Genomic DNA, 26864 nt, shown 5'->3' with positions numbered 1-26864 from the left:
TTTTCGTTTGGATGGATGCCCGGGTCGAGCCCGGGCATGACGATCCGAATTAGTTGTCGAGGAACGACCGCAGCTTCCTCGACCGCGACGGATGCTTCAGCTTGCGCAGCGCCTTCGCTTCGATCTGGCGGATACGCTCGCGCGTCACCGAGAACTGCTGGCCGACTTCTTCCAGCGTGTGGTCGGTGTTCATGCCGATGCCGAAGCGCATGCGCAAGACGCGCTCTTCGCGCGGGGTGAGCGAGGCGAGCACGCGCGTGGTGGTTTCGCGCAGGTTGGACTGGATCGCGGCGTCGATGGGGAGGATCGCGTTCTTGTCCTCGATGAAATCGCCGAGATGTGAATCCTCTTCGTCACCGACGGGCGTCTCCAGCGAGAGCGGCTCCTTGGCGATCTTGAGAACCTTGCGGACCTTCTCCAAGGGCATGCCGAGCTTCTCGGCGAGCTCTTCCGGGGTCGGCTCGCGGCCGATCTCGTTGAGCATCTGGCGGGACGTGCGCACGATCTTGTTGATCGTCTCGATCATGTGCACGGGGATGCGGATGGTGCGCGCCTGGTCCGCGATCGATCGGGTGATCGCCTGCCGGATCCACCACGTCGCGTAGGTCGAGAACTTGTAGCCGCGGCGGTACTCGAACTTGTCGACCGCCTTCATCAGGCCGATGTTGCCTTCCTGGATCAGGTCGAGGAACTGCAGGCCGCGATTGGTGTACTTTTTCGCAATCGAGATCACGAGACGGAGGTTGGCTTCCACCATCTCCTTCTTGGCCTGGCGTGCCTCGCGCTCGCCCTTCTGCACGGAGTGCACGATCTTGCGGAACTCGATGATCTCGAGCCCGGTGAGCGCCGCGAGCTGATGCACCTCGTGACGAAGGTCCTTGATGCGGTCCTTCTCGTGGTGGACAAAGTTCTTCCAGCCTTTTGCGGAAAGTTTCGAGACGCGGTTGAGCCAGCGCGGATCGAGCTCCGAGCCGGTGTAGTTGCGCAGGAAGTCGTCGCGCGCGACGCCGTGACTGTCGGCGAGACGCATCAGGCGGCCCTCGTGCGAGACGAGGCGCTTGTTGATGTCGTAGAGCTGCTCGACGAGGCTGTCGATACGCGCCTGGTTGAGGCGCAGCGACTTCACCTCGACGATGATCTCGTCCTTGAGCTTGCGGTACTTGCGCTCCTGGTGCGGCGACAGCGAGGGACCGTGCGAGGTGCTCTCGAGCTGGTTCTGGATGTCCTGCTCCTGAAGCTTGCGCAGCTTCTTGTAGCTTTCGGCGATCTTGTCGAAGATCTCGACAACCTTCGGCTTGAGCTCGGCCTCGATGGCCGCGAGCGACATCTGGTTCTCGAACTCGTCGTCCTCGTCCATGTCGGCTTCGGCGGCGGCTTCGCCCGGATCCTTCTCCTCGCCGCCCTGACCGCCAGGGGCGGGCTGCGCGGCGCGGAACGGGGTCGGCGACGGAGGCGCGGCGGGCGGGGCGACATGCGCGGGCGCAGCGGCAGACGCGACGGCCTCGCCGCCTTCGGCCGGCGCTTCGCCGTTCTCGCCGGCGGGACCGGCGATCATCGCGGTGTTCATGCCGCCCTTGGCGTCGGGGCCGGCATAGGTCGCTTCGAGATCGATGATGTCGCGGAGGAAGATCTTGCCTTCGTTGAGCTCGTCGCGCCAGATGATGATGGCCTGGAAGGTCAGCGGGCTTTCGCACAGGCCCGCGATCATCGCCTCACGGCCGGCCTCGATGCGCTTGGCAATCGCGATTTCGCCTTCGCGGGAGAGCAGCTCGACCGTGCCCATCTCGCGCAGATACATGCGCACGGGATCGTCGGTGCGCTCGCCCGGCTCGCTCTTCTTGACCTCGGTGACGGCCTTCTGGGTAACCTCGACGAGCTCGTTATCGGTCTCGTCGTCGGCCTCGTCCTTCTCTTCTTCGCCCTCGCTGTCGTCGGCTTCGGTGACGTTGATGCCCATGTCCGAGAGCATGGACATGATGTCCTCGATCTGCTCGGGCGAGGTCTGGTCGGACGGCAAAACTTCATTGAGCTGATCGAAGGTCACGAAGCCGCGCTTCTTGGCCTGCTTGATCATCTTCTTCACTGCCGCGTCGGACAGATCGAGCAACGGCGAGGGCGCGTCCTGGGAATCCTTCTCGGGAGCATCCGCTGCCTTGTCGTCTTTTTCCTTGTCCTTCGCCTGCAGCGTCTTTGCCTTGGTGGCCATCCATTGCTCCTAAACGCGCTTCATGCGAGACGATCGCCGCGCCCCGCGTGAATCCACTTGAACCTGTTGCTCGACGCTCTCGCTTCGGCAGCTCTCGACACGGAAAAGGCGGCGCACGTGTCTCTCGCCACCCCCAACTCTCTCTCGCCGGATTTGCCTAACGCTTCGTGAGCCTCTTTGTCGCAGCGGATGCAGGTGTAGTGCCAACAGCGATTGCGCGGATTCATTCCTGACGCGTCTGTTCTGCCTGCGGCCGCCTGGTGGCCAAAGTGCTACAAGACCGTTAAGCCTCGATTAACCCTGTTTTTGCCGCCAAACCTTGGATTTGGCGAGTCTTTTAGCGGTTCCGACCCCGGCCGTCCGCATGATTCTTTCATCACACGCTCTTCTGGAACCGGCCCGACAGCTCGCCAAAACCCTCGATCAGGGCCTCGGTACCGTCGACCTCGGCCAGCCGAGCCTTCACGTCACGCAGCCACGCCAAATTGGCCTCGCTGGGGTCTTCCCCCAAGGCCAGCTCGGCGTCTTTCAGCTCTCTAAGTAGTGAATGGTATTGCCGATGCAAGGCAACGAGCTGGTGCCAGGTGGCAAGAACGTCATCCCGCGCCGCACCCTCGCGGGCCCCGAACACCGCAGCGGTGGTGATGGCATTCTCAACCCTTTGAAGGAGCTGCGAAAAACCGCTCTTCTCGAGGTCGCCACGCATCTTCTCGGCCTGCTCCTCGGGGTCCGGGGAGTGGTGATGGTCGTTGGCGAAGGCAGCGATGATTCCGGCCCTGAGCTTGTGGGCCTCGGGATGGGCCAGCTCCAGGGCGGCGACCTCCTCGAGGTGCTCATGCAGCAGCCAGGGGTGGTTGATCAGGCATTGCAGGATCAGGGCCTCCCGGCGGGAGATGGCGCTGCGCTGGCCCTTCATGATCGGGCTAGCCGCCAGCTGCGGGCTCGCCGCCTGGTAGGGGCCGGAGGGCAGCAGCGTGGGCCCGGGCGGGCCGCGGCGCCCTTGGCCGCCGAATCCCTGGCCGCCGAATCGATTCGCGCCGGCCCCGCCCCTGGGCTGGAACGACCGTCCGCCCTGACCGGGGCGGAAATTGCCCCGGCCGCCAAAGCCGCGCCCGCCCTCGGGGGCGAAGGTGCGCTGAAGCCGCTCGACGAAATCGTCGCGATAATAGCGCCGCACCACCTCGTCGCGGATGCCGCCAGTGAGCTCCTTGATGCGCGCTTCCAGCGCGGCGCGGCGCTCGGGGGTGGCAAAATTGCCGCCTTCGAGCTCGCGCGACCAGATCATGTCGGCGAGCGGACGGGCCGCTGTGATCACCTCCTCGATCGCGCCGCGCCCACCTGAGCGGACGAGATCGTCGGGGTCCTGCCCTTCCGGCAGCAGTGCAATGCGCAGGCTTTTTCCCGGTGCGAGGAACGGCAGCGCGAGGTCGGCAGCGCGATACGCGGCCTTCTGCCCGGCGCGGTCGCCGTCGAAGCAGAGGATCGGCTCGTCCGCCATCTTCCAGAGCAGCGCGAGCTGGCTTTCGGTGAGCGCGGTGCCGAGCGGCGCGACGGCCCCTGGAAAACCGGCGGTGACCATGGCGATGACGTCGACGTAGCCTTCGACCACGATCAGCGCGCCGCCATCATGCGTGGCTTTGCGCGCGGTCTGGTGATTGTAGAGATTGTCGCCCTTGTGGAAGAGCGGCGTCTCCGGCGAATTCAGGTATTTTGCCGGAACGTCCTTCTCCAGCGCGCGCCCGCCGAAGGCGATGACGCGACCGCGCAAGTCCGTGATCGGAAACATCACGCGGTCGCGGAAGCGATCATAAGGAACGGGAATGTCGTTGCCCGCCACGAGCAGGCCGGTCTCGATCATGTCCTCGACGGAGACACCGAGCTTGCCGAGATGCTCCTTCAGCGCGAAGCGCTCGGGCGGCGGCGGCGCATAGCCGAGGCGAAACTGCAATTGCGTCGCCGGCGAGATGGCGCGGTCGGCGAGATAGCCGCGCGCCTTGGCTCCGACGCGCGAGGCCAATGTCTCCGCGAAAAATTTCGCGGCGAGATCCATGACGTCATGCAGCGACTTGCGCCGCTGCTCGAATCGCGCCGCATCCGGCGTCACCGCCGGCAGCGGCAGGCCCGCCATGCCCGCGAGCCGCTCGACGGCTTCAGCGAACGGCAGCCCGTCGGTCTCCATCACGAAGGTGATGATGTCGCCGTGCTTGCCGGAGGAGAAGTCGTGGTAAAATCCCTTCTGGTCGTTGACGTAGAAGGACGGCGTCTTCTCCTGCTGGAACGGCGACAGCCCCTTCCACTCCCGCCCCGCCTTCTTCAGCTTGACGCGCTTGCCCACGACTTCGGAAACCGAAAGCCGGGCACGAAGCTCGTCGAGGAACTGGGGCGTGAAGCGCATGGCCTGGGTGTAGCGCAAACCGGGGTGAGTCGGGCGAAGGATCAGGGATATAGGTGCGGGCCGGCTAAAGGCCAGCTTTAGGCGGGTTATCCGGGTTATTCGACCTATTCACAGGGCCTGGTCCCGTCACCCCCGCGCAATGGCGAAGCCATTGTCGCTGGAGGTGCCGCCCCTTCGGCGAGCCTCGAAGGGCGACGGCCGGGCTGCATCCGGGCCGATTCATCCTTCGAGGCTCACACAGCTATGCAGTGTGAGTACCTCAGGATGACGGGACCAATATCCCGGAATGATGGTGGTAAGGCTTGAACCCAGCCCGCTTCCACGCTTCCATGGCTCCATGTTCAGGACCTTTCGAGGCGGTCACAGCGGGGGCTGGCGCGTCACCTCGATTTCACCGGTGACGGGCGAGCCCCTGCCCTTCGTGCCGGCGCTGTCGGTCACCGACAGCGATGCCGTCTCGTTGCCGCTGGTACCCTCGCGCAATGCCTGGCGGCTGGTCGGTGTGCCCTCCAGCTTGCGCTACACCGAGCGGGCCGAGAAGGAGCAGCTCGTGGCCGTGCAGGCCGGGCTCGGCCGGCTGGAAGCCACCAGCGCGGCGCTGATCCCGATCCGCAAATCGCAGGCGTGGTGGGAGCTGACGCAGGAAGAGCGCCGCAAGATCTTCGAGGACAAGTCGCACCACATCGCGAGCAGTCTTCGCTTCCTGCCCGCGATCGCGCGCCAGCTCTATCATTGCCGCGACCTCGGCGGCCCCTTCGATTTCCTGACCTGGTTCGAATTCGCCCCCGCGGACGCCTCGCTGTTCGAGGAGCTGGTCGGGATGCTCAGGCAAACCGAGGAATGGACCTATGTCGAGCATGAGGTCGACGTGCGCGTGGTGAAGGAAGTGCTGTCGGCTTAGTGAGCCAGAAAGCAGCCACGATGACGGTCTGCTCCCTCGCCCCGCTTGCGGGGAGAGGGTTGGGGTGAGGGGGAGTCTCCGCAAGGACGGTGAGAATTGGACTCGCGGAGGCTCCCCCTCACCCGGATTGCATCTTCGATGCAATCCGACCTCTCCCCGCAAGCGGGGCGAGGTGAAGTCGGCATCCGCGGTTAGTGCTCTAGAAAACGCCCGGACTCGATGCGCGGCAGGTCGGTGACCGGCCAGTTGTAGACGTAGGTCCAGGCCTTGCCTGTGCTGCCATCCGCGCCTGTCACGTCGATCAGCTGCCGCAGATATTCGGTCGGCTCCGGAAAACCTTCGCCGCAAGCCTCGTACATGTCGAGCTCGCCCAGCAGCTCGTCCGGCACGCGCAGGTGAAACAGCTCGCCGTGAACGATGTCGGAGGCCGCATCCGACATCAGCAGGCCCGGATAATGCTTCACAAGAACGAGCCGGCCACGGCAGGTCGCTTCGCCGAGGAAATCCGCATGGCCCGCGAGCAGCCGCGCCATCGGATGGTCGAAGCCGCGCATCAGGGTGCCGTAGACGAAGAGACGATCGGAGGTCATGGCGTGTCTATAACCGCCAATCACGCGAAGCGACAGCGTCGCGCGTGGCAAATGTCGCCCCAATCAAGGGCGGGAGCGCGCGATATTCGGTCTTGAGATGAATCGCGGGTGGCGGCATCGTCCGGCAAGCTGGGATCAATTTCGGACAGGCGATTCCTGCCTGATTTCGAGGGGCAATTGCATTTTCGTTAGGCAATCAGGAATGACGCTGGACGCAGTCGACACGGCCGATCAACTTCTTGGCGAGGGGGACATTCCACCGGTGCATGAAGTGAATGCAGAAGGCGCATCGCCGTTCCTGCTCACCTCGGATCATTACGGACGGGTGCTGCCGCGCGCGCTGGGCGATCTCGGCGTCGCCGAGAGCGAGCTTGTCAGACACATCGCCTGGGACATCGGCATCGCTGGCGTTGCCGAGCGGCTGGCCAAGATGCTGGGCGCGCATCTGATCGCGCAGCGCTATTCGCGGCTGGTGATCGACTGCAACCGCTCGCCCGGCGTCGCAAGCTCGATCCCCGTGATCTCCGAAGCCACCAGAGTTCCGCGCAACGAGGCCATCACCGAGAGCGAGCGCGCGGCGCGGCGGCGCGAGATTTTTGAGCCCTATCATCATCGCATCGATGCCGCGATCAACCGCCGCCTGCATGACAAGCGGCCGACGGTGCTGGTGTCGCTGCACAGCTTCACGCCGGTTTATGCCGGCGTCGCACGCCCCTGGCACATCGGCGCGCTCTACAACCGCGACACCGTGCTGCCGCAGCTCTTGCTGAAACATCTGCGCAGCGAGGGTGATCTCGTCGTCGGCGACAACGAGCCTTATGCGGTCAGCGACCTCAGCGACTACACCATCCCCGTGCATGGCGAAGCCCGCGGCCTCGTCAACACCGGCATCGAGATCCGCCAGGATCTCATCGCCGACCAGGCCGGCCAGCAGCAATGGGCCGAGCGGCTGGGAAGGATCTTTGCCGAGATCGAGGTGGAGTTGCGGGCGGAGCTGTTGGTGTAAGGCAAAGTGCCGCCACGACACGCGGTGCGTTCCCTCCCCCCTTGCGGGGGAGGGTTAGGGAGAGGGGTGCCACACGGCGCGCTCTCTCATGAGAGCGAGAATTCTTCTCGACGACGGATACAGTCTTTGCTGGGCTACCCCTCTCCCCCGCCCTCCCCCGCAAGGGGGGAGGGAGCGCAGCGGAGTACGACGAACTGATCGGCCTCTCACTTCTAGCCGCCCCGCGTCGCGACGAACACCGCCAGTGCGGCAAAGATCGCGGCGATGCCCCATAGCACGTAGGCGAAGCGGCCGTCGCCGCGGGCGTCCAGCGTGGCCTCGGCCGGGTTGTCGGGATTGACGCGAACCTCGACGGTGGCACCGTCCTGGTAGCGGGCCATCAGCTTCTCCAGCATCTTGCCGGAGGCCGCCGGCGTTTCCGCAGCGACTCGCGCACATTCATTGGTGTAGCGGACGTTCTGATAGCTGTAGGTGTAGGACACACGCCGCGCGAACATCTCGACGCCGCGCGCCTCGCCGGGCTCGCTCGCCTCGTGATACTCTTCCATCTCCGACAGCTTGATGGTGCCCGGCACGACCGGCCAGCGTGTCGCCATTGAGGCCTGCCGCTGCACCGCCCACGCCATCAGCGCGATGACCAGGCCGAAAGCGCCGAAGCCGACGACGAGACCCGCAAGATCGGGCCGGCCGATGTGGTGCGCGAAATATTGGTAGCTCTGGTTGAGGCCGAAGGTCGAGCCGAAGATGATGGCGATCACGATCACTGAACCGATGCCAAGGCAGCCCCACAGGCCCTTGGGCAGATCGCGTTCCAGCACCGCCTGATCGGGATGCTTCGGATTGTAATAGACGGTGACAATGCTGCCGGCCGGGTATTTCGCAAGCTTCTCGGCGACCTGGAAATTGCCGAGGTCCTCGCCGATCGAGATGCGGTTGCAGCTCAGCTTATGCCCGCCGACCGCGTATTCATAAGTCACATTCGCAAAATTGCGGCTCTCCGTGCGAAAGCCGTCCTCGCGCTCGTCGTCGGAGACCTTGACCTCGCGCACTTCGGCAACGGATGTGACCACCTTGCCGGCGACTTGCGGCCAGCTGCGCGCCTCGCGCGCCTGCCAGGTCTTCACGACAGCGGCAATCAGGATCAGCGCGAGCGGCGCAAGCAGCATCGCGTAAACGAGCGGCGGTAAATTCGGCACGGCAATAATCCTTCGTCAGCGGCAATGCTCCCTTGGACGCATTGCCGCCTACGAAGGTTCAACGGGGCTCATTTGGCCCGGGTCAGCGCCAGCCAGATACCGCCGCCGATCATGAAGCCGCCGGAGACGCGCGACATCATCCGGGTGCGGCGAGCCGAGAAGAATTTCCGGGCGCGCCCGGCGGCGATGGCGTAGAGCGCGTCGGTCATCACGGCGGTGACCATGAAGGTGGCGCCCAGCAATGCGACTTGCGGAAAGTGCGGCTGGTTCATGTCCATGAACTGCGGGATGAAGGCGCCGAAGAACACCAGCACCTTCGGGTTCGACAGCAGCACCAGAAAGCCTTGCAGGAAGAAGCCGCCGCGCGGCGGCGCCGGCGGCTCGTCGACATTGACGCCCTCGACCGGCGCCCAGATCAGCCTGACGCCGAGCCAGACCAGATAGGCCGCGCCGGCAAAGCGCACCCAGTCGAACCAGTAGCCCATGGTCGCCATCAGCGAGGTCAGCCCGATCGCGACGATGCCGATCACGATGGCAAGGCCGGCTTGCGCGCCGGCGACATTGGTCAGCGCCGCGCGCGTGCCATGGCGCAGGCCATTGGCGATCACGAGGGTGACGATCGGCCCCGGCAGCAGCGCCAGCGCAATGCAGGCGGCGACGAAGGCGAGATAGGCTTGCATGGACATCATGGGCGGGACTCGGCTGAGGAGGGTTTGGGGATATTAATGCATGGGATGGAGGGGAACGGAAGTGAGTTGAGCGCAGGGCGCGCGCCCAACCAGCGGTGTCATACCCCGCGAAAGCGGGGTATCCAGTACGCTGCGGCTTCTCCGTACCCCACGACCGCCTCGGAGTACTGGATCACCCGCCTTCGCGGGTGACGACAGCGGAGTTGGTCGCGCGACCCCGTCTCCCTCACTTCCCATCCAGCGCCGCCGTCATCCATCCTCTCATCTCCTCCGTCTCCAGAAAGACGAGCGCCGCGCGCTGCATCGCACCGGCCTCTCCACGCCCCTGCACCACCGCAACGAACAGATCGCACCGGCGCGAGACTGCGACGCCGATCGCGGCGTGATGAACACCATCGGGCATGTCGAGATCATACCGCCTCGCCCGGCCGCTCATCGCTGCAACGCTGACTTCCTCTCCTGGCGCGACAGGCGCAAAGCGCGGGCTGACCAGATCGATATCGGTGACGCGGTCGACCTCCTCGTCATCGGCAACGCCGGTGTCGCAATTGCAGAAACCGCGCTTGGCACGGACGTAGAGCTCGGCTCCATTGCATCCGCCCGCGGTGCAGCGGAACGCGCGGCCCGTGGGCCAGCCATCGCGGGAAAACGGCCAGTTGATCTCCCGCCATTGCCCGACGCGTTCCGCCTCATCTGCGCACACGCGCCACGGCGCGCCGAGAGCCAGCATGACCATCAGCATGATCGCCGCGCGTCGCATCGTCAGTTCTTCGGCAGGCCGGCCACGGTGCGCGCAGGTCCCGTCAGCTCGAGAATATGCAGGCCGGTATTGGCGCGATCGACGATGTAGATGTAGCCGCGCTCATCGGTCTCGACATTGTTGGTCTGGATCGCGACCTTGCAGCGCTCGCCGCCCTCGACCGGAATGCAGCGCTTGTCGGTCGCGCTAGTGATCGATGGAATGAAATAGCCGACCTCCTTCGGATGATAGGGATCGCGGATGTCGAGCGCGCGCACGCCGGCATTGAAGAAGGCGATGAAGGCCATCTTCTTGTAATAGACCGGCGCCATGTTCTCGCTCGAGGAATGCGAGCCGAACCGGCCGCCGCGCTGGCAGAACCGCCCGCTCTCCTCCGGCACGGTGTAGCTCGAGATCATCATCGGCCGCGTCTCGGTGGTGACGTCGGCAAACCACACCATCTGCCGCGCCTCGCCGCATTCGTTGAGGATCGCCTCGTCCACGATCATCACGATGTCCCGCGTCTTGCCATCCTTGTCCTCGGCGAACTCGGCGACGGGCATGTCGAGCATCGGGAACGTCGTGTGCGCGCCGTTGAAGGCGGACATCGGCATCCGCGAAATCTCGGGATAGCGCAGATTGTCCGGCGTCGGCTCCTTCGGCCCGTTCAACAGCTTCTCGCGATCGACGATCTGCAGGATGCCGCCCTTGTTGGTGCCGTAGCCGAAATAGATGCGGTTGCCGTTCGGCCCGGTCGAGATCGGCCCGTGCAATTCGGTCGGCACCGCGCCGGTCGAACCCGGCTCCTGGCCGGGCAGGCCGAAGTCGCGGATCTTCTGGGGATGCGCGGGATCGCTGAGATCATAGACCTGCGTCATGCGCCGCGTGCGCCAGTCCGGTGCGCCCGAGACGAGAAAGGCGATGCCGGTGTCGCATTCCCACCAGCTCTTGTGCGTGTCCTTCAGACCGCCAATGCGCGTGAGGAGCACCGGATTGGCGGGATCGGCGACGTTCCAGATCTCATGCGCTTCGCTGCCGAAGGTGCGCAGCATGTAGACCGCATTGGGATCGCCTTTCGGCAACGATTTTCCGTCGCAGACCCGCACCATCTGCGCGCCGCCGGACTCATACTTGCCTTCCTGCCCCGGCAGATGCCGCAGATATTTGGGACGCGCGGGATCGGTGACATCGACGATCGAGGTTCCGTTCGGCTCCGCCTGCCCCGTCATCGGATTGACGGGAGCCGGCACGTCGTCGGTACCGCCGTGATGGCCGATATAGGCGATCCAGCGATCGCCCTGGTGATGGATGGTGGGCTGATAGGCACTGCGCGCCTGGAGGTCGTTGCTGCCGACCAGCTTCATGTTGGAAGCTTCCGGCGGCGCGCCAATGGTTTGTTTTTGCGCGTGGGCAACAGTGCTGCCGGCAAAAAGGACGAGGCAGGCAGCAGTCAGGACGCAACGGAACATCAAAGTCCTCCCGGAACCAATCTGTGTTGGCTGAGCTTCAACGCTAGCACGGCCGATTGTTGGCGACCAAAACACGATTTCTCAAGTTGTCATTCCGGAAACCGCGCAGCGGTTATCCGGAATCTCGAGATTCTCAGGTGCGCAATTGCGCACCATAGTTCGCGCGGAGCCTGTCATCGGGCCGCGCCTTGCGCGGACCCGGTGGCGCGCCCCGGAATGACGCCGCACTTGACATGCAACCATTTGGTTGCCTATTATTGCCACCATGGATGAGGTCTTCAAAGCGCTCGCCGATGCGTCACGACGCTCGCTCTTGGACAGGCTTCACGCCAGAAACGGCCAGACGCTGAACGAACTTTGCGAAGGCCTCGCGATGACGCGGCAGGCCGTCACAAAACACCTTGTCATTCTCGAAGAGGCCAACCTGGTCACGACCATCAGGCATGGCCGCGAGAAGCTGCACTACCTCAATCCGGTGCCGATCCATCAGATCGGCGAACGCTGGATCAAGAAGTTCGAGCGCGGCAAGCTCGCCGCGCTCAGCGAGTTGAAACGCCAGTTGGAGAAGCGCGATGAGTAAGCCCCAATTCGTCTATGTGAGCTACATCGAGACCACGCCGGAAAAGCTGTGGGAGGCGCTGACGTCGAGCGAGTTCACGCGGCAATACTGGTTCGGCGCCGAGGTGAAGTCGGACTGGAAGGTCGGCTCTCCCTTCGCGCTCATGCTCGACGGCGAGGTCACCGATTCCGGTGAAATTCTCGAAGCCGATCCGCCGCGACGCCTGTCCTACAGCTTCAAGCACCACAAATTCGAGGAACTGCGCGGCGAACCGATCTCGCGCGTCGTCTTCACGATCGAACCTTTCGGCTCGCTCGTGCGTTTGACCGTGCTGCATGACGGCTTCGTCGAAGGCGGTAAATATCTCGGCGCCGTCTCCAACGGCTGGCCGGCGATCCTGTCCCAACTCAAGAGCCTGCTCGAGACCGGCAAGCTGCTCGGCATCCCACGCGCAGCCCTCAACAAGGGATTCGACGCAAAATGAACCTCGATCAGTTCAAGCCTCTGACTGTCTACACCATCTACATCGCGTCCACGCCGGAGAAAGTCTGGGAGGCGCTGACCTCGGCCGGGTTCAGCAGGCTCTATTTCTTCGGCAACAGCGTGGAGGTCGAGCCGCGCCTTGGCGGCGCGTTCATCGTGCGCACGCCCGATGGGGCCCTGCACATCAGCGGCGAGGTTCTCGCTTACGACCCGCCGCGAAAGCTCTCGGTCACGTTCAACGTGAACTGGCCCGAGTTGATCGAGAAGCTTGGGCCGACGCTCGTCACCTACGAGATCGAACAGGTCGGCGACGCGGTGCGCCTGACCATGAGCGAAGGCCACGACCGGCCGCTCAGCGACGACATCCTCGCCGGCGGCCGCTCCGGCTGGCCCGCGATTCTCTCCAGCCTCAAGAGCGTGCTCGAGACCGGCAAGCCGCTGGTGGTGAAAATGGGGCCGCCGCAGCGCATGCTCGATGCGCTGAAGGCAATGGGGATCAAGACGCCGTAGGCGTTACAGATCAAGCTGTCGTCCCGGGGCGCGCGAAGCGCGAGCCCGGGACCCATAGCCACAGGAAGAGGTTTGGCGAAGACTCGCGGTTATCGGCTCGCCCGACACGTCTCCCTGGGGTTATGGGCCCCCGCCTTCGCGGGGGCGACGACCTTGATGGGCACCAACGCCATCACACGACACCATCAAAATCGTAGGGTGGGCAAAGGCGCCCTTGCGCCGTGCCCACGACTGACCGGCGGGCACGCTTCGCTTTGCCCACGCTACGGCACTGAGTGGCCCCGGCGAAGGCCGGGATGACTACGACACCGGCACCACCAGCCGCCGATACAGATGCCAGGTCGCGTGCCCGAGCACCGGTAGCGTCACCACCAGTCCGAGAAAATACGGCAGCGCTGACACGATCAGCAGCATCACGATCACGGCGGCCCACCCTATCATCGGCAGCGGGCTCGTCACCACCGCGCGCACGCTCGTCACCATCGCCGTGACGAAATCGACCTCGCGGTCGAGCAGCAGCGGAAACGACACCACGGTCAGCGAAAACAGAATCAGCGACAGCGCGGCGCCGACCGCATTGCCGATCGCGAGGAACAGCAGGCCCTCGTTCGTCGTCAGCACCACCGTCATGAATTCCTGAAGGCTGGAGAACGAGGCATGCAGGCCGAGCAGCAGCGCGATCAGGAGCCGCACCTGGTACATCCAGATCACGAACACGAACAGCGTGACGAAGGCCATCCAGCCGATCTCGCTGCGCGAGCGTATCGTCGACCAGATCGCGCCGAACGAGACCGGCTCGCCGCGCTCGCGGCGGCGGCTGACCTCGTAAAGGCCGATCGCCACGAAAGGCCCGATCAGCGCGAAGCCGGCGGCAAGGGGATAGACCAGATAGACCATGCCGAAGGCGGTGAGGCAGAGCATGATGACGATACCGCCTACGGCGTAGAGCGCGCCAAAGACAAGGCCGTAGAGCGGCAGCGCCTGGAAATCGCGCAGGCCCTCGACCAGCGCCTCCGCGATGTCGGTCGCCGCGACGGCACGCACCACCGGATCGACCTTGCCCGAGATGGACATCGGCTTCCTCCCTCGTCTGCCGGCGCGATCTTTCGTCGCGCGCGGATGACAATATTAGCGCTGCCGCGCCCACATGCAACGATGGCGGATGACGCGAAGATTGCAATGATGATACAATACGCGCAAAGCGAGATGCTTGTCTCTTCCGTGCGATTTTCGAGCCCATCCCTATGGACTGAGCAGACGATCGTGCCGCAAATTGTACCTCCGAACAAACACGCGCGAAGAGCGGATCCGCCCCACCGATGAGCCTGCGTACCCGGTTACTGATCCTCGTCATCGCGGCCATGCTCGTGCCGGCAATCCTCGTCGGCTTGCGTTTCGTGCAGAACCGGATGGGCGAGATCGACGCGGCCCTGGCCAATCTCGCGGCATCCGCCGAGGACATCGCCAGCGACCTGGACGAGAAGATCCAGGGCACCGCCCAGCTCCACTATGGCCTGGCCCGCGCCCGCGACGTTGACACACGCGACAAGGCGGCATGCTCGGCGTTCCTGTCCGATGTGCGCGAGGAATACCCGCAGTTCACCGGAATCCTGACTATCGATCCCGACGGCAGCCTGTTCTGCGATTCGCTGCGGACGAACCGCACGCTCGATCTGAATGACCGCGCCTATTTCAAGCAGGCGAAGGTCTCGCAAGGCGTCGTCGCGGTGGAGCCGGTGTTCGGCCGCCTCACCGGACTATCGGTGCTCCAGATCGCCTATCCCGTGCGCTCGGACGCTGGCGCGCTGAAATTCGTCCTGCTCGCTTCGTTCAATTTGAACAAATTCGCGGAATTTCACGACAGGCGTCTGCTCGCCGAGAAGGAGATCCTGCTCGTCGACAGCAAGGGCACGGTGCTGGTCGCGCCCAAATTAGGTGGCTGGCGCGAGCCCGTCGGCGCGTCGATCGCGGGCTCGGACCTGTTCCGCTTCGCGGCCTCGTCCGACGGCGAGGCCTCGCGCGAGTTGACCGATCGCGAAGGCCGCGCGCAGGTCTGGGCCGTCGCCCGCTCACCGTCGATGCGCAAGGCCGGCCTCTATATCATCGTTGGACGGTCCAAGGACGGGCTGGTCGCGGCGGCGAACCGCCGGCTCTACGAGGACATGGCGATTCTCGCGGTGGCCTCGCTGCTGCTGCTCGCCGGCGTCTGGATCCTCGCGACCGTCAGCGTCGGGCGCCAGGTCGGGCGGCTTGCCGCGATGGCGAAACGGCTCGGGCTCGGCGATCTCAGCGCACGCATTCCGCCGCCTTATCCGGGGGGCGAGCTCGGCGGACTGATGATGCTCCTCAACAGCACCGCCGAGTCGCTCGAGCAGCAACGTGCCGCCATCGCCGACCTAAGCCACAAGCTCAGCCAGTCCCAGAAGATGGAAGCCATGGGCCAGCTCACCGGCGGCGTGGCGCACGATTTCAACAACCTGCTGACCGTCATTCTCGGCAACTCCGAGCATCTGGCCGACAGGCTGGCGGGCAACAAGGAACTGCAAGGGATCGCCGACGACATCGCGACCGCCGCCGAGCGCGGCTCCGACCTGACACGCAGCCTGCTCGCCTTCGCGCGCAAGCAGCCCTTGAGGCCGCGCGAGATCGACATTGCCGAAAGAGTCCTCGGCATGGAGCAGTTGCTGCGTCGGACGCTGGGCGAGCACATCGAGTGCAGCTTCGCGTTCGGACCGGGTTTATGGTTGACCAGCGTCGATCCCGGTCAGCTGGCAACCGCCCTGCTCAACCTCGTGCTCAACGCGCGCGACGCGATGCCTGACGGCGGCAAGCTGACGGTCGAGGTGCGCAACAACTCGCTCAGCGAATCCGATCTCGACGTCAACGGCGAGCCGCGGCCGGGCGACTATGTCATGGTGGCCGTGACCGATACCGGCTGCGGCATGGAGGCGGACACCGCGAGCCGCGCGTTCGAGCCGTTCTTCACGACCAAGGAGGTCGGCAAGGGGACCGGCCTCGGCCTCAGCATGGTCTACGGATTTGCGCAGCAATCCGGCGGACTCGTGCAATTGCAGTCCGAGCCGGGACAGGGCAGCGTCGTCAGGCTGTTCTTCCCCCGTATTGCGACGGCGCCGAGCGAGGAGCCGTTACCAGCGGAGCCGATCGTTGCCCCCGACGGACACGAGACCATTCTCGTCGTCGAGGACGACGAGATGGTGCGAGCCTATGTCGAGAGCGAGCTGAGAACCCTCGGCTACCGCGTCATTGCAACGTCGAACGGGCCTGCGGCACTGGAGGTGCTGCGCCAGCCCGGGGACATCCATCTGCTGTTCACCGACGTCGTGATGCCCGGCGGCATGTTCGGGCCGGAGCTTGCGAGGCAAGCAAACCAATTGCGGCCCGGGCTCAAGGTGCTCTTCACGTCCGGCTACAGCCAAAATCCGGTCAAGACGCCGGATGGGGTCGACGCCCGCATCCTGACAAAGCCATTCCGGCGGCAGGACCTCGCCGCGACGCTGCGGTCGGCCCTGTCGGCGCCGTCGCGCTAAAGCGCGATGAGATCGGGATGAATCGTCATCGCGCTTTCGGTCGATGTTTGAGCATGATCTTTCCGGAAAACCGCTGCGCACTTTTCCGAAAAGATCATGCTCAAGTCAGCGAGATACGAGCAGCAGCGCCACGCCGAGATTGGCCGCGAACAGCGCCGCGTCGATGACGAAGATCCTGAGCATCGGGCCTTTGAGCACCGGCCAGTATGCCACCCCGACGCGCCCTCCGCGCATCAGGACCGGGATTGTAGGCGAACTGGCTGAAATGGCAGGCGGCGAAGAACAGGAATAGCGCGAGCTGCGCCTCGACCGGCTGGAAGAACGAGGGGCGAGCGGCCAGAAGATACAGCGACAACAACCCGATCGGCAGATTCATCCCGCCGAGGAACGCAACGCTGGCCGCAAGCGTCGGCGCGATCGGATTGCTACGCTCTTCTCGCGGCAGCAAGATCTTCAGCGTGTTGCGCTGGGCAATGCTGAACTGAATGAAAGCGCCACCGAACCAGAGCGCGTTGAGCAGCAGGACGAAATCCGAAAGGTGCATGGTCATTTTCCGTAAAAAGCTTCGCTGCGCACCACACGGCCCGCATCGTCGAAATCCATGAACTCGCTGGCGCGAGTGTCGCCGAGCTGCCACCACACGATCAGGCGCGCGATGACCTCGTCCCAGCTCCAGCTCAGGATCTTCAGGTCGGCGCTTTCGATGTGGCCATAGGCCTGGCGCCAATAGGCACGGATGTTCTCGGCGCCCGTGACGACGGGAGAACCGGTCAGCGACAGCGCCAGAGGGCTGCGCATCTGTGCGTCATCGGCAAAATGCGCGACGACCGCGTCGATGTCGACTTTGCACCAGTTCGCGCACCAAGCCGCGACGAAGCGCTCGGCGGCCGCGCGATCCATTTTCTTTGCGCCCATGACGCAGCCCTCCCCGGCTCGTTGCCGGGAAGGTGGCAAAGCGCGCGCCTCATGTCAACTATGTTGACTTCAGGATTCGTCAGTTGTTGTCGGCGATCGATCCCATCACGGCCATCCATGCCGCCGCCCCCGGCGCCCCGACCCGGTCGAACGCCTCGCGCAGGACCTTGCGCTCATGGTCCGACGCCTTCTGCTCGATGCGCTGGCCCGCGGCGGTCAGGCGCAGCAGTTTCGAGCGATGCTGCTCGGGCGACCGCTTCGACGTCACCAGCTTGCGCTCGAGCAGCAGATTGAGCGGCCGGTTCAGGGCCTGCTTGGAAATCCCGAGGATCTCGATCAGCGCGCCGATCGCGATGTCGGGCCGGCGCGCCACCACGTAGAGGATACGATGATGCGGACGCGACAGGCCCTGCTTCGCAAGATATTCGTCTGCCTCCAGCGTCATGCCGCGCCAGCCGTAATACATCAGCTCCAGCGCCGCATCGAGATCGTGCAGCTTGTCGAGCGAGGCGCGGTGAAGCCCCGCGGCTTGAGAGGCCTTTGCCATTGTCGGAAGCTATCCCCTCGCCCGCAGCTCGCGCCGCAGCACCTTGCCCGTCGCCGTCATCGGCAAGGTCTCGGCGAACTCCACGAAACGCGGATATTCATGGGCGGCAAGCTGCACCTTGACGAAGTCCTGGATCTCGCGCGCAAGCGCATCGCTGCCGGTAAAGCCCGGACGCAGCACGATCCACGCCTTGATGGACTCGGTGCGGATCGGATCGGGAATGCCGACCACCGCGGCCATCGCCACCGACGGATGCTTCATCAAGGTGTGCTCGATCTCGGAAGGGCCGACGCGATAGCCGGCGGTGGTGATGACGTCATCCTCGCGGCTGACATACCAGAAATAGCCGTCCTCATCCTGCACGCCAAGATCGCCGGTCAAGAGAAATTCACCAGCATATTTCTTCGCCGTCGCCTCCGGATTGCGCCAGTATTCCAGCATCGTGCATGGGCACGGCTGGCGCACGCCGATGATGCCGCGCTGGCCGCGCGGCTGTTCCTCGCCCTTGTCGTCGACGATGCGGACGTCGAAGCCCGGCGTCGCCTTGCCCATCGCGCCCGGGCGGATCGGAAACAGGTTCGAGTTGCTGCCGATCACGAGATTGCACTCGGTCTGGCCGAACACTTCGTGCGCGTCGATGCCGAAGGTCTCGCGCACCCAGCCGAGCAGCTCGCCGCCGAGCGATTCACCGCCGGTGAAGATGCTGCGCAGCTTGACGCCGGGATTCTTCACGCCCGCCTGCCGCATCAGCTTGAGCGCTGTCGGCGGCAGGAAGACGTTGCGGACGGAAAGATCGGCCATCATCTGCATCGCCGCCTGCGGCTCGAACTTTCGCGCGCGATGTCCCACCAGCGGGATGCCGTGGTACCAGAATGCGAACAGGCCGTTGATGAGGCCGCCGATCCAGGCCCAATCCGCCGGCGTCCACATCAGGTCGCCGGGCCTCGGCAGGAAGTTGTGGCACATCTCGACGTTCGGGAGATGGCCGAGCACGACGCGATGCGCATGCAGCGCGCCCTTCGGGTTGCCCGTGGTGCCTGAGGTGTAGATGATCAGCGCGGGATCGTCGGCGGAAGTATCGACGGTCGCAAAGTCCTCGGACGCGGTTTCGATCGCTGACCAGAACGGTTTTGCGCCGGCATGAACCGCGCCGCTCGTGATATAGATGTCCTGCAAATACGGCAACCGATCGCGGATCTTCGTCAGCTTCTCCCAGCCCGCCTCGTCGGTGACGATGGCTCTTGCTTGCGAATTCGACAGGCGGAACTCCAGCGCGTCCTCGCCGAACAGAGCAAACAGCGGAATCGAGATCAGGCCGGCGCGGAAAGCCGCCAGATGCGCGATCGGCAGTTCCAGCGATTGCGACAGGAACACCGCGACGCGGTCGCCGCGCACAAGGCCGTCGGCCTTCAGCACATTGGCGAAGCGCCGCGACATGTCCGCGATCTCGTCGAACGAGGTGCGCGTGGTCGCGCCGTTCTCGTCGACATAGACCAGCGCGAGGCGGCCGGTGCCGTCGGCATGGCGGTCGCAGCACGCCTCCGCCATGTTGAAGCGGGCCGGGATGTCCCAGCGGAAGTTGCGATAGAGCTCGTCGTAGGTTGCGGCTTCGGTGAGCATGGGCTTGGTCGTCTTCCCGGAGTCTCGGCGTCATGGCCGGGCTCGTCCCGGCCATCCACGTTCTTCTTGCTTGAACAGCCACTTTAAGCGCGTGGATGCCCGGGACAAGCCCGGGCATGACGATGGGGAGGCATCTTGTTTCTCAGGCGTCATTCCGGGGCGACGCGCCAGCGTCGAGCCCGGAATCCATTGCGCAGCGTTTGCTGCGGCCCGATGGATTCCGGGTTCGCCCTTCGGGCGCCCCGGAATGACGACGCACTAAGACCGCACCGTCCGGAAAAACGTCCTGACATCGCGCACGAACAGCTCCGGCTGCTCGAAGGCGGCGAAATGGCCGCCCTTCTCCATCTCGCTCCAATGGGTGATGTTGTGGAAGTTCGGCTCCATCCAGCGCCGCACCGGCGTGATGATCTCCTTCGGGAACACCGCGACGCCGGTCGGCACCTTGACCACCGGCGTTGTGCGGCGCTTGCCGAAGCTCTCCCAATAGAGCCGCGCGGACGAGGTCGCCGTCTCGGTCGCCCAATAGAGCATGACGTTGTCGAGCAGCTCGTCCCTGCTAAAAATGTTCTCGGGATGGCCGTCGCAATCGGTCCAAGCCCAGAACTTTTCGAGGATCCAGGCCGCCTGCCCGCTCGGCGAATCCGTCAGGCCATAGCCGAGCGTCTGCGGCCGCGTCGATTGCTGCCTGGAATAGCCGGAGTCGAGATCGACATAGTGCTTGAGGCCGGCGAGCGCGCGCTTCTCCTCCGCCGTCGGCTCGCCCTCGACTTTCGGGGCTGCGTTGAAGGCGAGCGTGATGTGGATGCCGGCGCAGTGCTCGGCGTCCTGCGCGCCGAGCGAGGTCGTCACCGCCGAGCCCCAGTCGCCGCCTTGCGCGCCGTAACTGTTATAGCCGAGCCGGTCCATCAGCTTGGCCCAGGTCGCGGCGATGCGGTCGACACCCCAGCCGGTGCTCTTCGGCTTGGCCGAGAAGCCGAAGCCCGGCAGCGACGGGCAGACCACGTGAAACGCATCGGCGGGATTGCCGCCATGCGCGGCGGGATCGGTGAGCGGCGCGATCACCTTCTGGAATTCCACGATCGAGCCCGGCCAGCCATGGGTGATGATCAGCGGCAGCGCGGACGGTTCTTTCGAGCGGGCATGGATGAAGTGGATGTCGAGCCCGTCGATCTCGGTGGTGAACTGATCGAAGCGATTGAGCTTCGCTTCGCGCGCGCGCCAGTCGTAGCCGCTCGCCCAATAGCCACAGATCTCCTTGATCCATTGCAGCGGCGCGCCCTGGCTCCAGTCGTCCACCAGCTCCGCCTCCGGCCAGCGCGTGCGGTCGAGGCGCGATTTGAGGTCGGCGAGGATGTCGTCGCTGATGGCGATGCGGAACGGCTTGATCGCGCCGGTCATCGGTTTTGCTCTCCCTTTCTTCTTGTCATTCCGGGGCGCGCGTAGCGCGAGCCCGGAATCCATTAAGCAACGGACTGAGCAGCACGATGGATTCCGGGCTCGACGCTTCGCGTCGCCCCGGAATGACGGCTAGCCCGTCAGTGCGGCCTTCACCAATCCGGACGCCTTACCGAAATCCATCTGGCCGGCATACTTCGTGCGCAACACCGCGATCACCTTGCCCATGTCTTTCATGCCGGCAGCGCCGGTTTCGCCGATGGCGTCCGCGATCGCCTTCATGACCTCGTCGTCCGACATCTGCTTCGGCAGATAGGCCGAGATCACCGCGATCTCTTCACGCTCCTGCGCGGCGAGCTCGGCGCGGCCGCCCTTGTCGTAGAGCTCGACCGATTCCTGGCGCTGCTTGATCATCTTCTGGAGCACTGCGAGCAGGTCGGCGTCGGTCAGCGGCGGCTTGCCCTGCCCGCGCGCGTCGATGTCTGCGTTCTTGATGGTCGAGTTGACCATGCGCAGCGTGGACAGCTTGCGCTCGTCCTTGGCCTTCATGGCCTCCTTGACCGCATTGTTGATGTCGTCGCGCAGCATGGCCGGGATCCTCTCAATCTGTCGCGCCTGATCTAAGCCGTTCGCGGCCAAGAGGCCAGACTGGACCGGCTGCCGGTGCTTTGTTTCCCCATCAGGGGCCGAAATGGCGCAAAGTTGCTGGTTCCTGCCTAAGTGCCTGAAGCCGCCCGTCAAATATGCAAAAACGCATGTGAATCGGCGCTTCTGCGCTTTGACGGGCGCCCGTGGGGGGCTTATGAAGCGGGCTCATGACCCAACATGAAAACGATACCGCCTGGCCGGACCATAAACCGACCGCGCTCCTCGTGCTCGCCGATGGCACGGTGCTCGAAGGCTTCGGTCTCGGCGCCGAAGGCCACGCCGTCGGTGAAGTCTGCTTCAACACCGCGATGACCGGCTATGAGGAGATCCTCACCGATCCCTCCTATGCCGGCCAGCTCATCACCTTCACCTTCCCGCATATCGGCAATGTCGGTACCAACGAGGAAGACATCGAGACGGTGAACATGGCAGCGACGCCAGGGGCGCGCGGCGTGATCCTGCGCACCGCGATCACCGATCCCTCGAACTACCGCGCCACCAAGCATCTCGACGCCTGGCTTAAGGCGCGCGGCATCATCGGCCTCTCCGGCATCGACACCCGGGCGCTGACCGCGCTGATCCGCAGCAAGGGCATGCCCAACGCCGTGATCGCGCATTCCAGGACCGGCGAATTCGATTTGCACGGCCTCAAGGAAGAAGCCCGCGAATGGCCTGGCCTCGAGGGCATGGACCTCGTGCCGATGGTCACGAGCGGCCAGCGCTTCACCTGGGACGAGACCCCTTGGCTGTGGGACAAGGGCTTTGGCCGCCAGGACAAGCCGGAGTTCAATGTCGTCGCCATCGACTACGGCATCAAGCGCAACATCCTGCGCCTGCTCGCCGGTGTCGGCTGCAAGGTGACGGTGGTGCCGGCAACGACCTCGTCGGAAGACATCCTGGCGATGAAGCCGGACGGCGTGTTCCTGTCGAACGGTCCGGGCGATCCGGCCGCCACCGGCAAATATGCCGTGCCCGTGATCCAGGACGTCATCAAGTCGGGCACGCCGACGTTTGGGATTTGTCTGGGCCACCAGATGCTGGGCCTTGCCGTCGGCGCGAAGACGAAGAAGATGCATCAGGGCCATCACGGCGCCAATCATCCCGTGAAGGACGAGACCACCGGCAAGGTGGAGATCACCTCGATGAATCACGGCTTTGCCGTGGACGAGACGACGCTGCCGAAGGGCGCGACGCAGACCCACATCTCGCTGTTCGACGGATCCAATTGCGGCATCCAGCTCGACGGCAAGCCGGTGTTCTCGGTGCAGTACCATCCCGAGGCCTCACCGGGTCCGCGCGACTCACACTATCTGTTCCAGCGCTTTGCCGATCTGATGCGGCAGAAGAAGAGCGCGTAAGCTCGCTCGCAAAGCTGTGTCACGCATCGAGCCCGGGCCTGGTCCCGGGCTTCTTCGTCAGAGGAACGTCGTCTCCCGCCCCTCGTTGTTCCCTGCTACGCTCACGCAGGAGCCCCAGCCATGTCCGTCGTTCGCGACAAGGCCGAGCCGCTCGCCATCGTGTTCGAGGATGACGGGCTCGTGCCGAACAACATCCTTCCCTTCCTGGTCTACCAGGGTGCGGTGAAGCTCGATCCCAAGCATCCGGAAGAGACGATCGAAAACCTGTTCGAGGCGAATGACTGGGGCGGCACGTGGCGCAATGGCGTCTACGATTATCTCCACTATCATTCGACCGTGCATGAAGTGCTCGGCGTCGCGCGCGGCCATGCGCGAGTCCGCTTCGGCGGCGATCACGGCCAGGAGCTGGAGATCAAGGCGGGCGACGTCGCGATCCTGCCCGCCGGCACCGGGCATCAGTGCGTCAGGGCGAGTAGTGATTTCTGCGTGATCGGTGCTTATCCGCCGGGTGCGAAGATGGAGATCACGCGCGCGACGCCGGAAAATCACGCCAAGGCATTGAAGGCGATTCCGAAGGTGGCGCTGCCGCCGACCGATCCCGTGACGGGCAAGAATGGCGCGTTGATGCGGTTGTGGCGGTAGCTACAAAGACGGTGCCGTAGGGTGGGCAAAGGCGCGCTCTTGCGCGCCGTGCCCACCAAACCTATCGGCAAGATGCAGTTCGTGGGCACGCTTCCGCCTTCGCTCTTCGAGCTACGGCGGACAAGTCGCTTTGCCCACCCTACGGAGCTACAGCAGCCGGCCCTTACGCCTCGTTGCCACCTTCCTGCCGTGTGGCTTCGAACAGGAACCACGTCCGCCGCTCGGTCTCGTCGATGAAGACTTCGAGGATGCTGGCGCTCGCGACATCGCCGGCCTCGTCGCAGACCTCATGCGCCTTCCGCATCGCGGCGGCCACGTGCTTGTTGTCCTGCATCAGCTCACGCAGCATCTCGCGCGGCGGGACGTAGTCCTCGTTGTTGTCCTTGATGGTCTGGAGCTTTGCGACCTGGCCGATCGATTTGAGCGTGGTGCCGCCGATCTTGCGGACGCGCTCGGCGAGCTGGTCGGTGGTGGCGAAGATCTGGTCGGACTGCTCGTCGAGCAGCAGATGGTAGTCGCGGAAATGCCGGCCGCTGATGTGCCAGTGGAAATTCTTGGTCTTCAGATACAGCGCGAACGCGTCGGCCAGAAGCACATTGAGCGCCTCCGAAACCTTGTTGACCGCCTGGGATGACAAATCGGTGGGGGTGTCGAGGTCGGGCGAGACCTTGCTGGGGGCTTTGCTCACGATGAACCTTCCTGTTAGGACGCGGACATTGACGGCGCGCCGTCGCACCCCTAACGCAAGGCGGCCAGCGCCGGTTCCTTGGCAGGAACCATTCGGCCCGGACCCTCGGATATCATGGACGATTGGATCGATTATTACGACTCGACGCATACGATCTATGTCAGCAAGCTGCATCGCGATTTGCACTTCCAGATCATCGCGCGGGACATCATTGGTTACATCCCCTCGCCCGACGCGACGGTGTTGGACTATGCCTGCGGCGAGGCGCTGTCGGCGGGCCAGGTGGCATCGGCCTGCGGCAAGCTGATCCTCGCCGAGCCGGCCCCCGGCGTGCGCGGCCGGCTGATCGCGCGCTTTGCCCCGAACACGAAGATCCGCGTCCGCTCGCTCGACGACGTCCGCAAGATGCAGGACCAGTCGATCGACCTCGCGGTGATGAACTCGGTCGCGCAATACATGACACCCGACGAGCTCGACGCCGCACTGCTCAACATCCGCCGCATCCTGAAGCCCTCCGGCAAGCTCGTGCTCGGCGATATCTTGCAGCCCAATGTGGGCATGGGCCGCGACGTGATGGCGCTGCTCAGCTTCGGCCTGCGGCACGGTTTTCTGAAGGATGCGCTGGTCGGGCTGATCAGCACCGCGCTGTCAGATTACCGTCACTTGCGCTCGCGCATCGGGCTCCAGCGCTACAGTGAGGACGAGATCACCACCAAGCTGAGGGCCGCGGGCTTCGCGGTCCAGCGCGCCCACGGCAATATCGGCCACAATCGCTGGCGCATGTCCTTCATCGCGCGGCCGCCTTTGGTTCGTTAAGCATAATAATTAGCTGAGGTGGCCCGCGGTATCCTGATCAGGCATGATCGCGACGGCCCGGTGGCGGAAGCGTCTACGCGAGGGCGGTGCAACGCTCTTCATCCTGGTTCAAATCCAGGCCGGGTCTCCACGCTTCGCCCCTTTCGGGGCTACGCGTGGCGCAGCCACGCAAGGCCCGAAAGGGGCGAAGCGTGTCCGGCGTAGCTGGAGCGAAGCGAAAGCGAAGACGGACTGCCGGCCAAATCGCACGCAATCGTCTCAACTTCAGTCCGCCTCAACCACCTCGCACTCCGGAAGCAGCTGAAGCCGGTCCGCATCCTTGGCCGCCGAGCTGATCACGGCATCGAGCAGGCCCGGAAACCGCGCATCCAGATCCTCGCGGCGCAGCCGCATGAAACGGTTGGTGCCGGCGACGCGCGTCAGCATCAGGCCGCATTCGCGCAGCTTTGCAAAGTGATAGGCGAGGTTGGATTTGCCGGCGAGCGCGGAGAAGTCGCCGCAGCAGAGCTCACTGCTGACACGTTCCTGCTGCGCGAGCTGGTAGACGATCGCCAATCGGATCGGATCGCTCAGGCAATCCAGAACCATCGGCAGCTCGATCTGCTCGCGGGTGGGATGGAGAGGCGTGCGGCTCATGATCCGGAATCATAGCAAAGCGGCCGCAATGTTCAATAGTTCTTGAACCAATTGACACTGAAACCGTTGCGCTCGATAGTTCAATAAACATTGAACATAGGGATCCACTGCACATGAGCGTATTCTGGCTGGCCCTCGGGGCCTTCGCGATAGGCACCGAAGGCTTTGTCATTGCTGGCCTTTTGCCGGCGATCGCCAATGATCTCTCGATATCGGTCTCCGCCGCGGGCCAATTGGTCACCGCCTATGCCCTCACCTATGCCGTGGGATCGCCGATCCTGGCGGTGGCGCTGAACAATATCGACCGCCGCACCGTGCTGGCGCTGGCGCTGACGACCTTCATCGCCGGCAATCTCGCGGCCATGGTGGCGAGCAACTATGCCCTGCTGCTGGCTTCGCGGATGCTGATGGCGCTGGGTTCCGGCCTATGCATGCCGACGGCGCTCGCCGTCTCGGTGGCCGTCGCATCCCCCGAACGGCGCGGCCGCGCGGTGGCGCTGGTCACTTCGGGCCTCACGGTTGCGACGGTCATTGGCGTTCCCCTCGGCAATCTCATTGGCAGCCTGCTCGGCTGGCGCGCGACTTTCGCCATGGTCGCGCTGATCGGCGCCGCCGCGCTCGCGGGTCTCCTGCTCGGTCTGCCCCGTGGCCTGCCGCGCAACACGGCTTCGCTCGGCGAACGGCTGGCGGTCGCGCGTCACAGCAATGTCGTGATCGCGCTGCTGATCACCATTCTCTGGGCGCTCGGCGGCTTCACCGTGTTCACCTATTTCGCGGTCCCGCTGCATGGCCTCGGCTTCGATGCCTCGCAGATCAGCCTGGCGCTGCTGGTGTTCGGCGGTGCCGCCGCGATCGGGAACATGCTTGGCGGCATCCTCGCCGACCGGCTCGGCACGCTCGCAACCGCGGCCCTCGGTCTCGCCGGCATGGCGAGCGCGCTGATCCTGCATTCGCTGGTCCTGAAGCTGATGCCCGGCCAGGCGCATTACGCGGTGCTGGGCGCGATCTTCCTCTGGGGCCTCTCCGGGTGGGCATTCTATCCGGCCCAGATCGCCAGCATCATCCGGATCGAGCCGCAGGCCTCGATGATCGCGCTCTCGCTCAATGCCTCCGCGATGTATCTCGGCTTCGCCATCGGCGGGGCGCTCGGCGGCGCGGTGCTGGCCACCCTGTCGGCAACCGACCTCGGTTGGATCGGCGGATCGAGCGTTGCGGCCTCGCTTCTGGTGCACCTCGCCCGCGGCTGGCAGGCACGGCCAAAACCCGTCAAAATTGCCGGTTGATGGGCGTTTTTCGGGGTTTCGC

At 64.5% G+C, this 26864-nt stretch carries 25 protein-coding genes, 1 tRNA gene and 1 pseudogene; 11 read left to right on the top strand and 16 right to left on the bottom strand.

The features are described from left to right. Positions 1 to 49: 49 nt before the first annotated feature. Together rpoD and dnaG are read right to left on the bottom strand one after the other, a co-directional pair. Complete coding sequence (rpoD, locus tag QA642_RS07405) at positions 50 to 2206, bottom strand: RNA polymerase sigma factor RpoD (protein WP_283084074.1); 2157 nt, start codon at positions 2204 to 2206, stop codon at positions 50 to 52. 376 nt (positions 2207 to 2582) lie between these two features. Next, positions 2583 to 4601 carry a DNA primase gene (dnaG, locus tag QA642_RS07400; protein ID WP_283084073.1) on the bottom strand — a complete coding sequence of 673 codons (2019 nt, stop codon included), beginning with the start codon at positions 4599 to 4601 and terminating at the stop codon, positions 2583 to 2585. A 337-nt stretch (positions 4602 to 4938) separates the two neighbouring features. Between dnaG and QA642_RS07395 the strand changes: the two genes are divergently transcribed. Continuing rightward, entirely contained in the window at positions 4939 to 5502 is a 564-nt protein-coding gene (locus QA642_RS07395; RefSeq protein WP_283084072.1) for a chlorite dismutase family protein, read from the top strand. Positions 5503 to 5693: 191 nt separating this feature from the next. Here the strand turns inward: QA642_RS07395 and QA642_RS07390 are convergent, their stop codons facing one another. Further along, on the bottom strand, positions 5694 to 6092 hold the full coding sequence (locus QA642_RS07390) for a gamma-glutamylcyclotransferase family protein (protein ID WP_283084071.1): 399 nt from the start codon (positions 6090 to 6092) through the stop codon (positions 5694 to 5696). Between the two features lie 202 nt (positions 6093 to 6294). Here QA642_RS07390 and QA642_RS07385 point away from each other — a divergent pair, with 202 nt between their 5' ends. Beyond that, positions 6295 to 7098: an N-formylglutamate amidohydrolase gene (locus tag QA642_RS07385; RefSeq protein WP_283084070.1), complete on the top strand. Its 804-nt coding sequence runs from the start codon at positions 6295 to 6297 to the stop codon at positions 7096 to 7098. 212 nt (positions 7099 to 7310) lie between these two features. Here QA642_RS07385 and QA642_RS07380 read toward each other — a convergent pair whose 3' ends face one another. The 4 genes from QA642_RS07380 to QA642_RS07365 form a co-directional block, all read right to left on the bottom strand. Then, entirely contained in the window at positions 7311 to 8294 is a 984-nt protein-coding gene (locus QA642_RS07380; RefSeq protein ID WP_283084069.1) for a DUF3592 domain-containing protein, read from the bottom strand. Between the two features lie 68 nt (positions 8295 to 8362). Further along, on the bottom strand, positions 8363 to 8983 hold the full coding sequence (locus QA642_RS07375; RefSeq protein WP_283084068.1) for a LysE family translocator: 621 nt from the start codon (positions 8981 to 8983) through the stop codon (positions 8363 to 8365). Between the two features lie 226 nt (positions 8984 to 9209). After that, positions 9210 to 9743, bottom strand: a complete 534-nt coding sequence (locus QA642_RS07370; RefSeq protein ID WP_283084067.1) for a hypothetical protein — start codon at positions 9741 to 9743, stop codon at positions 9210 to 9212. A gap of 2 nt (positions 9744 to 9745) precedes the next feature. Beyond that, positions 9746 to 11191 (bottom strand): hypothetical protein, encoded by a 1446-nt coding sequence (locus QA642_RS07365; protein WP_283084066.1) that lies wholly within the window; start codon positions 11189 to 11191, stop codon positions 9746 to 9748. 265 nt (positions 11192 to 11456) lie between these two features. On the opposite strand from QA642_RS07365, the gene QA642_RS07360 reads away from it, so the two are divergent. From QA642_RS07360 to QA642_RS07350, 3 genes are read left to right on the top strand one after another with little or no spacing between them, the layout of a single operon-like run. Continuing rightward, complete coding sequence (locus QA642_RS07360; RefSeq protein WP_084809905.1) at positions 11457 to 11771, top strand: helix-turn-helix domain-containing protein; 315 nt, start codon at positions 11457 to 11459, stop codon at positions 11769 to 11771. Then, positions 11764 to 12234 carry an SRPBCC family protein gene (locus QA642_RS07355; protein ID WP_283084065.1) on the top strand — a complete coding sequence of 157 codons (471 nt, stop codon included), beginning with the start codon at positions 11764 to 11766 and terminating at the stop codon, positions 12232 to 12234. The genes QA642_RS07360 and QA642_RS07355 overlap by 8 nt, the downstream gene beginning before the upstream one ends. Next, positions 12231 to 12743: an SRPBCC family protein gene (locus QA642_RS07350; protein ID WP_283084064.1), complete on the top strand. Its 513-nt coding sequence runs from the start codon at positions 12231 to 12233 to the stop codon at positions 12741 to 12743. The genes QA642_RS07355 and QA642_RS07350 overlap by 4 nt, the downstream gene beginning before the upstream one ends. Positions 12744 to 13043: 300 nt before the next feature. On the opposite strand, the gene QA642_RS07345 is transcribed toward QA642_RS07350, so the two are convergent. Next, the gene (locus QA642_RS07345; protein ID WP_283084063.1) at positions 13044 to 13817 is read right to left on the bottom strand and encodes a DUF2189 domain-containing protein; all 774 of its coding nucleotides are present in this window, start codon (positions 13815 to 13817) and stop codon (positions 13044 to 13046) included. Positions 13818 to 14062: 245 nt separating this feature from the next. Between QA642_RS07345 and QA642_RS07340 the strand changes: the two genes are divergently transcribed. Further along, the gene (locus QA642_RS07340; protein WP_283084062.1) at positions 14063 to 16291 is read left to right on the top strand and encodes an ATP-binding protein; all 2229 of its coding nucleotides are present in this window, start codon (positions 14063 to 14065) and stop codon (positions 16289 to 16291) included. 105 nt (positions 16292 to 16396) lie between these two features. Here QA642_RS07340 and QA642_RS07335 read toward each other — a convergent pair. From QA642_RS07335 to QA642_RS07310, 6 genes and pseudogenes are all read right to left on the bottom strand, one after another. Beyond that, positions 16397 to 16835 (bottom strand): annotated as a pseudogene (locus tag QA642_RS07335) (hypothetical protein). 2 nt (positions 16836 to 16837) lie between these two features. Next, positions 16838 to 17206, bottom strand: coding sequence for a nuclear transport factor 2 family protein (locus QA642_RS07330; protein WP_283084060.1), 369 nt, complete (start codon positions 17204 to 17206; stop codon positions 16838 to 16840). Positions 17207 to 17285: 79 nt separating this feature from the next. Beyond that, the gene (locus QA642_RS07325) at positions 17286 to 17753 is read right to left on the bottom strand and encodes a MarR family transcriptional regulator (RefSeq protein ID WP_283084059.1); all 468 of its coding nucleotides are present in this window, start codon (positions 17751 to 17753) and stop codon (positions 17286 to 17288) included. A gap of 9 nt (positions 17754 to 17762) precedes the next feature. Next, on the bottom strand, positions 17763 to 19373 hold the full coding sequence (locus QA642_RS07320) for an acyl-CoA synthetase (RefSeq protein ID WP_283084058.1): 1611 nt from the start codon (positions 19371 to 19373) through the stop codon (positions 17763 to 17765). A 258-nt stretch (positions 19374 to 19631) separates the two neighbouring features. Further along, a complete protein-coding gene (locus QA642_RS07315) occupies positions 19632 to 20774 on the bottom strand; it encodes an epoxide hydrolase family protein (protein ID WP_283084057.1) in 1143 nt (380 codons plus the stop codon). A 129-nt stretch (positions 20775 to 20903) separates the two neighbouring features. Continuing rightward, entirely contained in the window at positions 20904 to 21359 is a 456-nt protein-coding gene (locus QA642_RS07310) for a GatB/YqeY domain-containing protein (protein WP_283084056.1), read from the bottom strand. Positions 21360 to 21586: 227 nt separating this feature from the next. Here QA642_RS07310 and carA point away from each other — a divergent pair, with 227 nt between their 5' ends. Next, complete coding sequence (gene carA / locus QA642_RS07305; protein WP_283084055.1) at positions 21587 to 22777, top strand: glutamine-hydrolyzing carbamoyl-phosphate synthase small subunit; 1191 nt, start codon at positions 21587 to 21589, stop codon at positions 22775 to 22777. A 120-nt stretch (positions 22778 to 22897) separates the two neighbouring features. Further along, positions 22898 to 23419, top strand: a complete 522-nt coding sequence (locus QA642_RS07300; protein WP_283084054.1) for a cupin domain-containing protein — start codon at positions 22898 to 22900, stop codon at positions 23417 to 23419. A gap of 163 nt (positions 23420 to 23582) precedes the next feature. Here QA642_RS07300 and QA642_RS07295 read toward each other — a convergent pair whose 3' ends face one another. After that, positions 23583 to 24107, bottom strand: coding sequence for a DNA starvation/stationary phase protection protein (locus QA642_RS07295; RefSeq protein ID WP_027563745.1), 525 nt, complete (start codon positions 24105 to 24107; stop codon positions 23583 to 23585). Between the two features lie 114 nt (positions 24108 to 24221). On the opposite strand from QA642_RS07295, the gene QA642_RS07290 reads away from it, so the two are divergent. After that, the gene (locus tag QA642_RS07290) at positions 24222 to 24923 is read left to right on the top strand and encodes a class I SAM-dependent methyltransferase (protein ID WP_283084053.1); all 702 of its coding nucleotides are present in this window, start codon (positions 24222 to 24224) and stop codon (positions 24921 to 24923) included. A 54-nt stretch (positions 24924 to 24977) separates the two neighbouring features. After that, positions 24978 to 25053: transfer RNA gene (locus QA642_RS07285), tRNA-OTHER, on the top strand. Between the two features lie 134 nt (positions 25054 to 25187). Here the strand turns inward: QA642_RS07285 and QA642_RS07280 are convergent. Further along, entirely contained in the window at positions 25188 to 25559 is a 372-nt protein-coding gene (locus QA642_RS07280; protein ID WP_283084052.1) for a helix-turn-helix transcriptional regulator, read from the bottom strand. Positions 25560 to 25672: 113 nt separating this feature from the next. Here QA642_RS07280 and QA642_RS07275 point away from each other — a divergent pair, with 113 nt between their 5' ends. Beyond that, entirely contained in the window at positions 25673 to 26842 is a 1170-nt protein-coding gene (locus QA642_RS07275; RefSeq protein ID WP_283084051.1) for an MFS transporter, read from the top strand. The last annotated feature ends 22 nt before the right edge of the window (positions 26843 to 26864 follow it).

It is taken from the genome of Bradyrhizobium sp. CB2312 (assembly GCF_029714425.1).
Lineage (GTDB): Bacteria > Pseudomonadota > Alphaproteobacteria > Rhizobiales > Xanthobacteraceae > Bradyrhizobium.
Note: the sequence above shows the minus strand (reverse complement) of the source record. Positions and strands in the feature narration are given on the sequence as shown.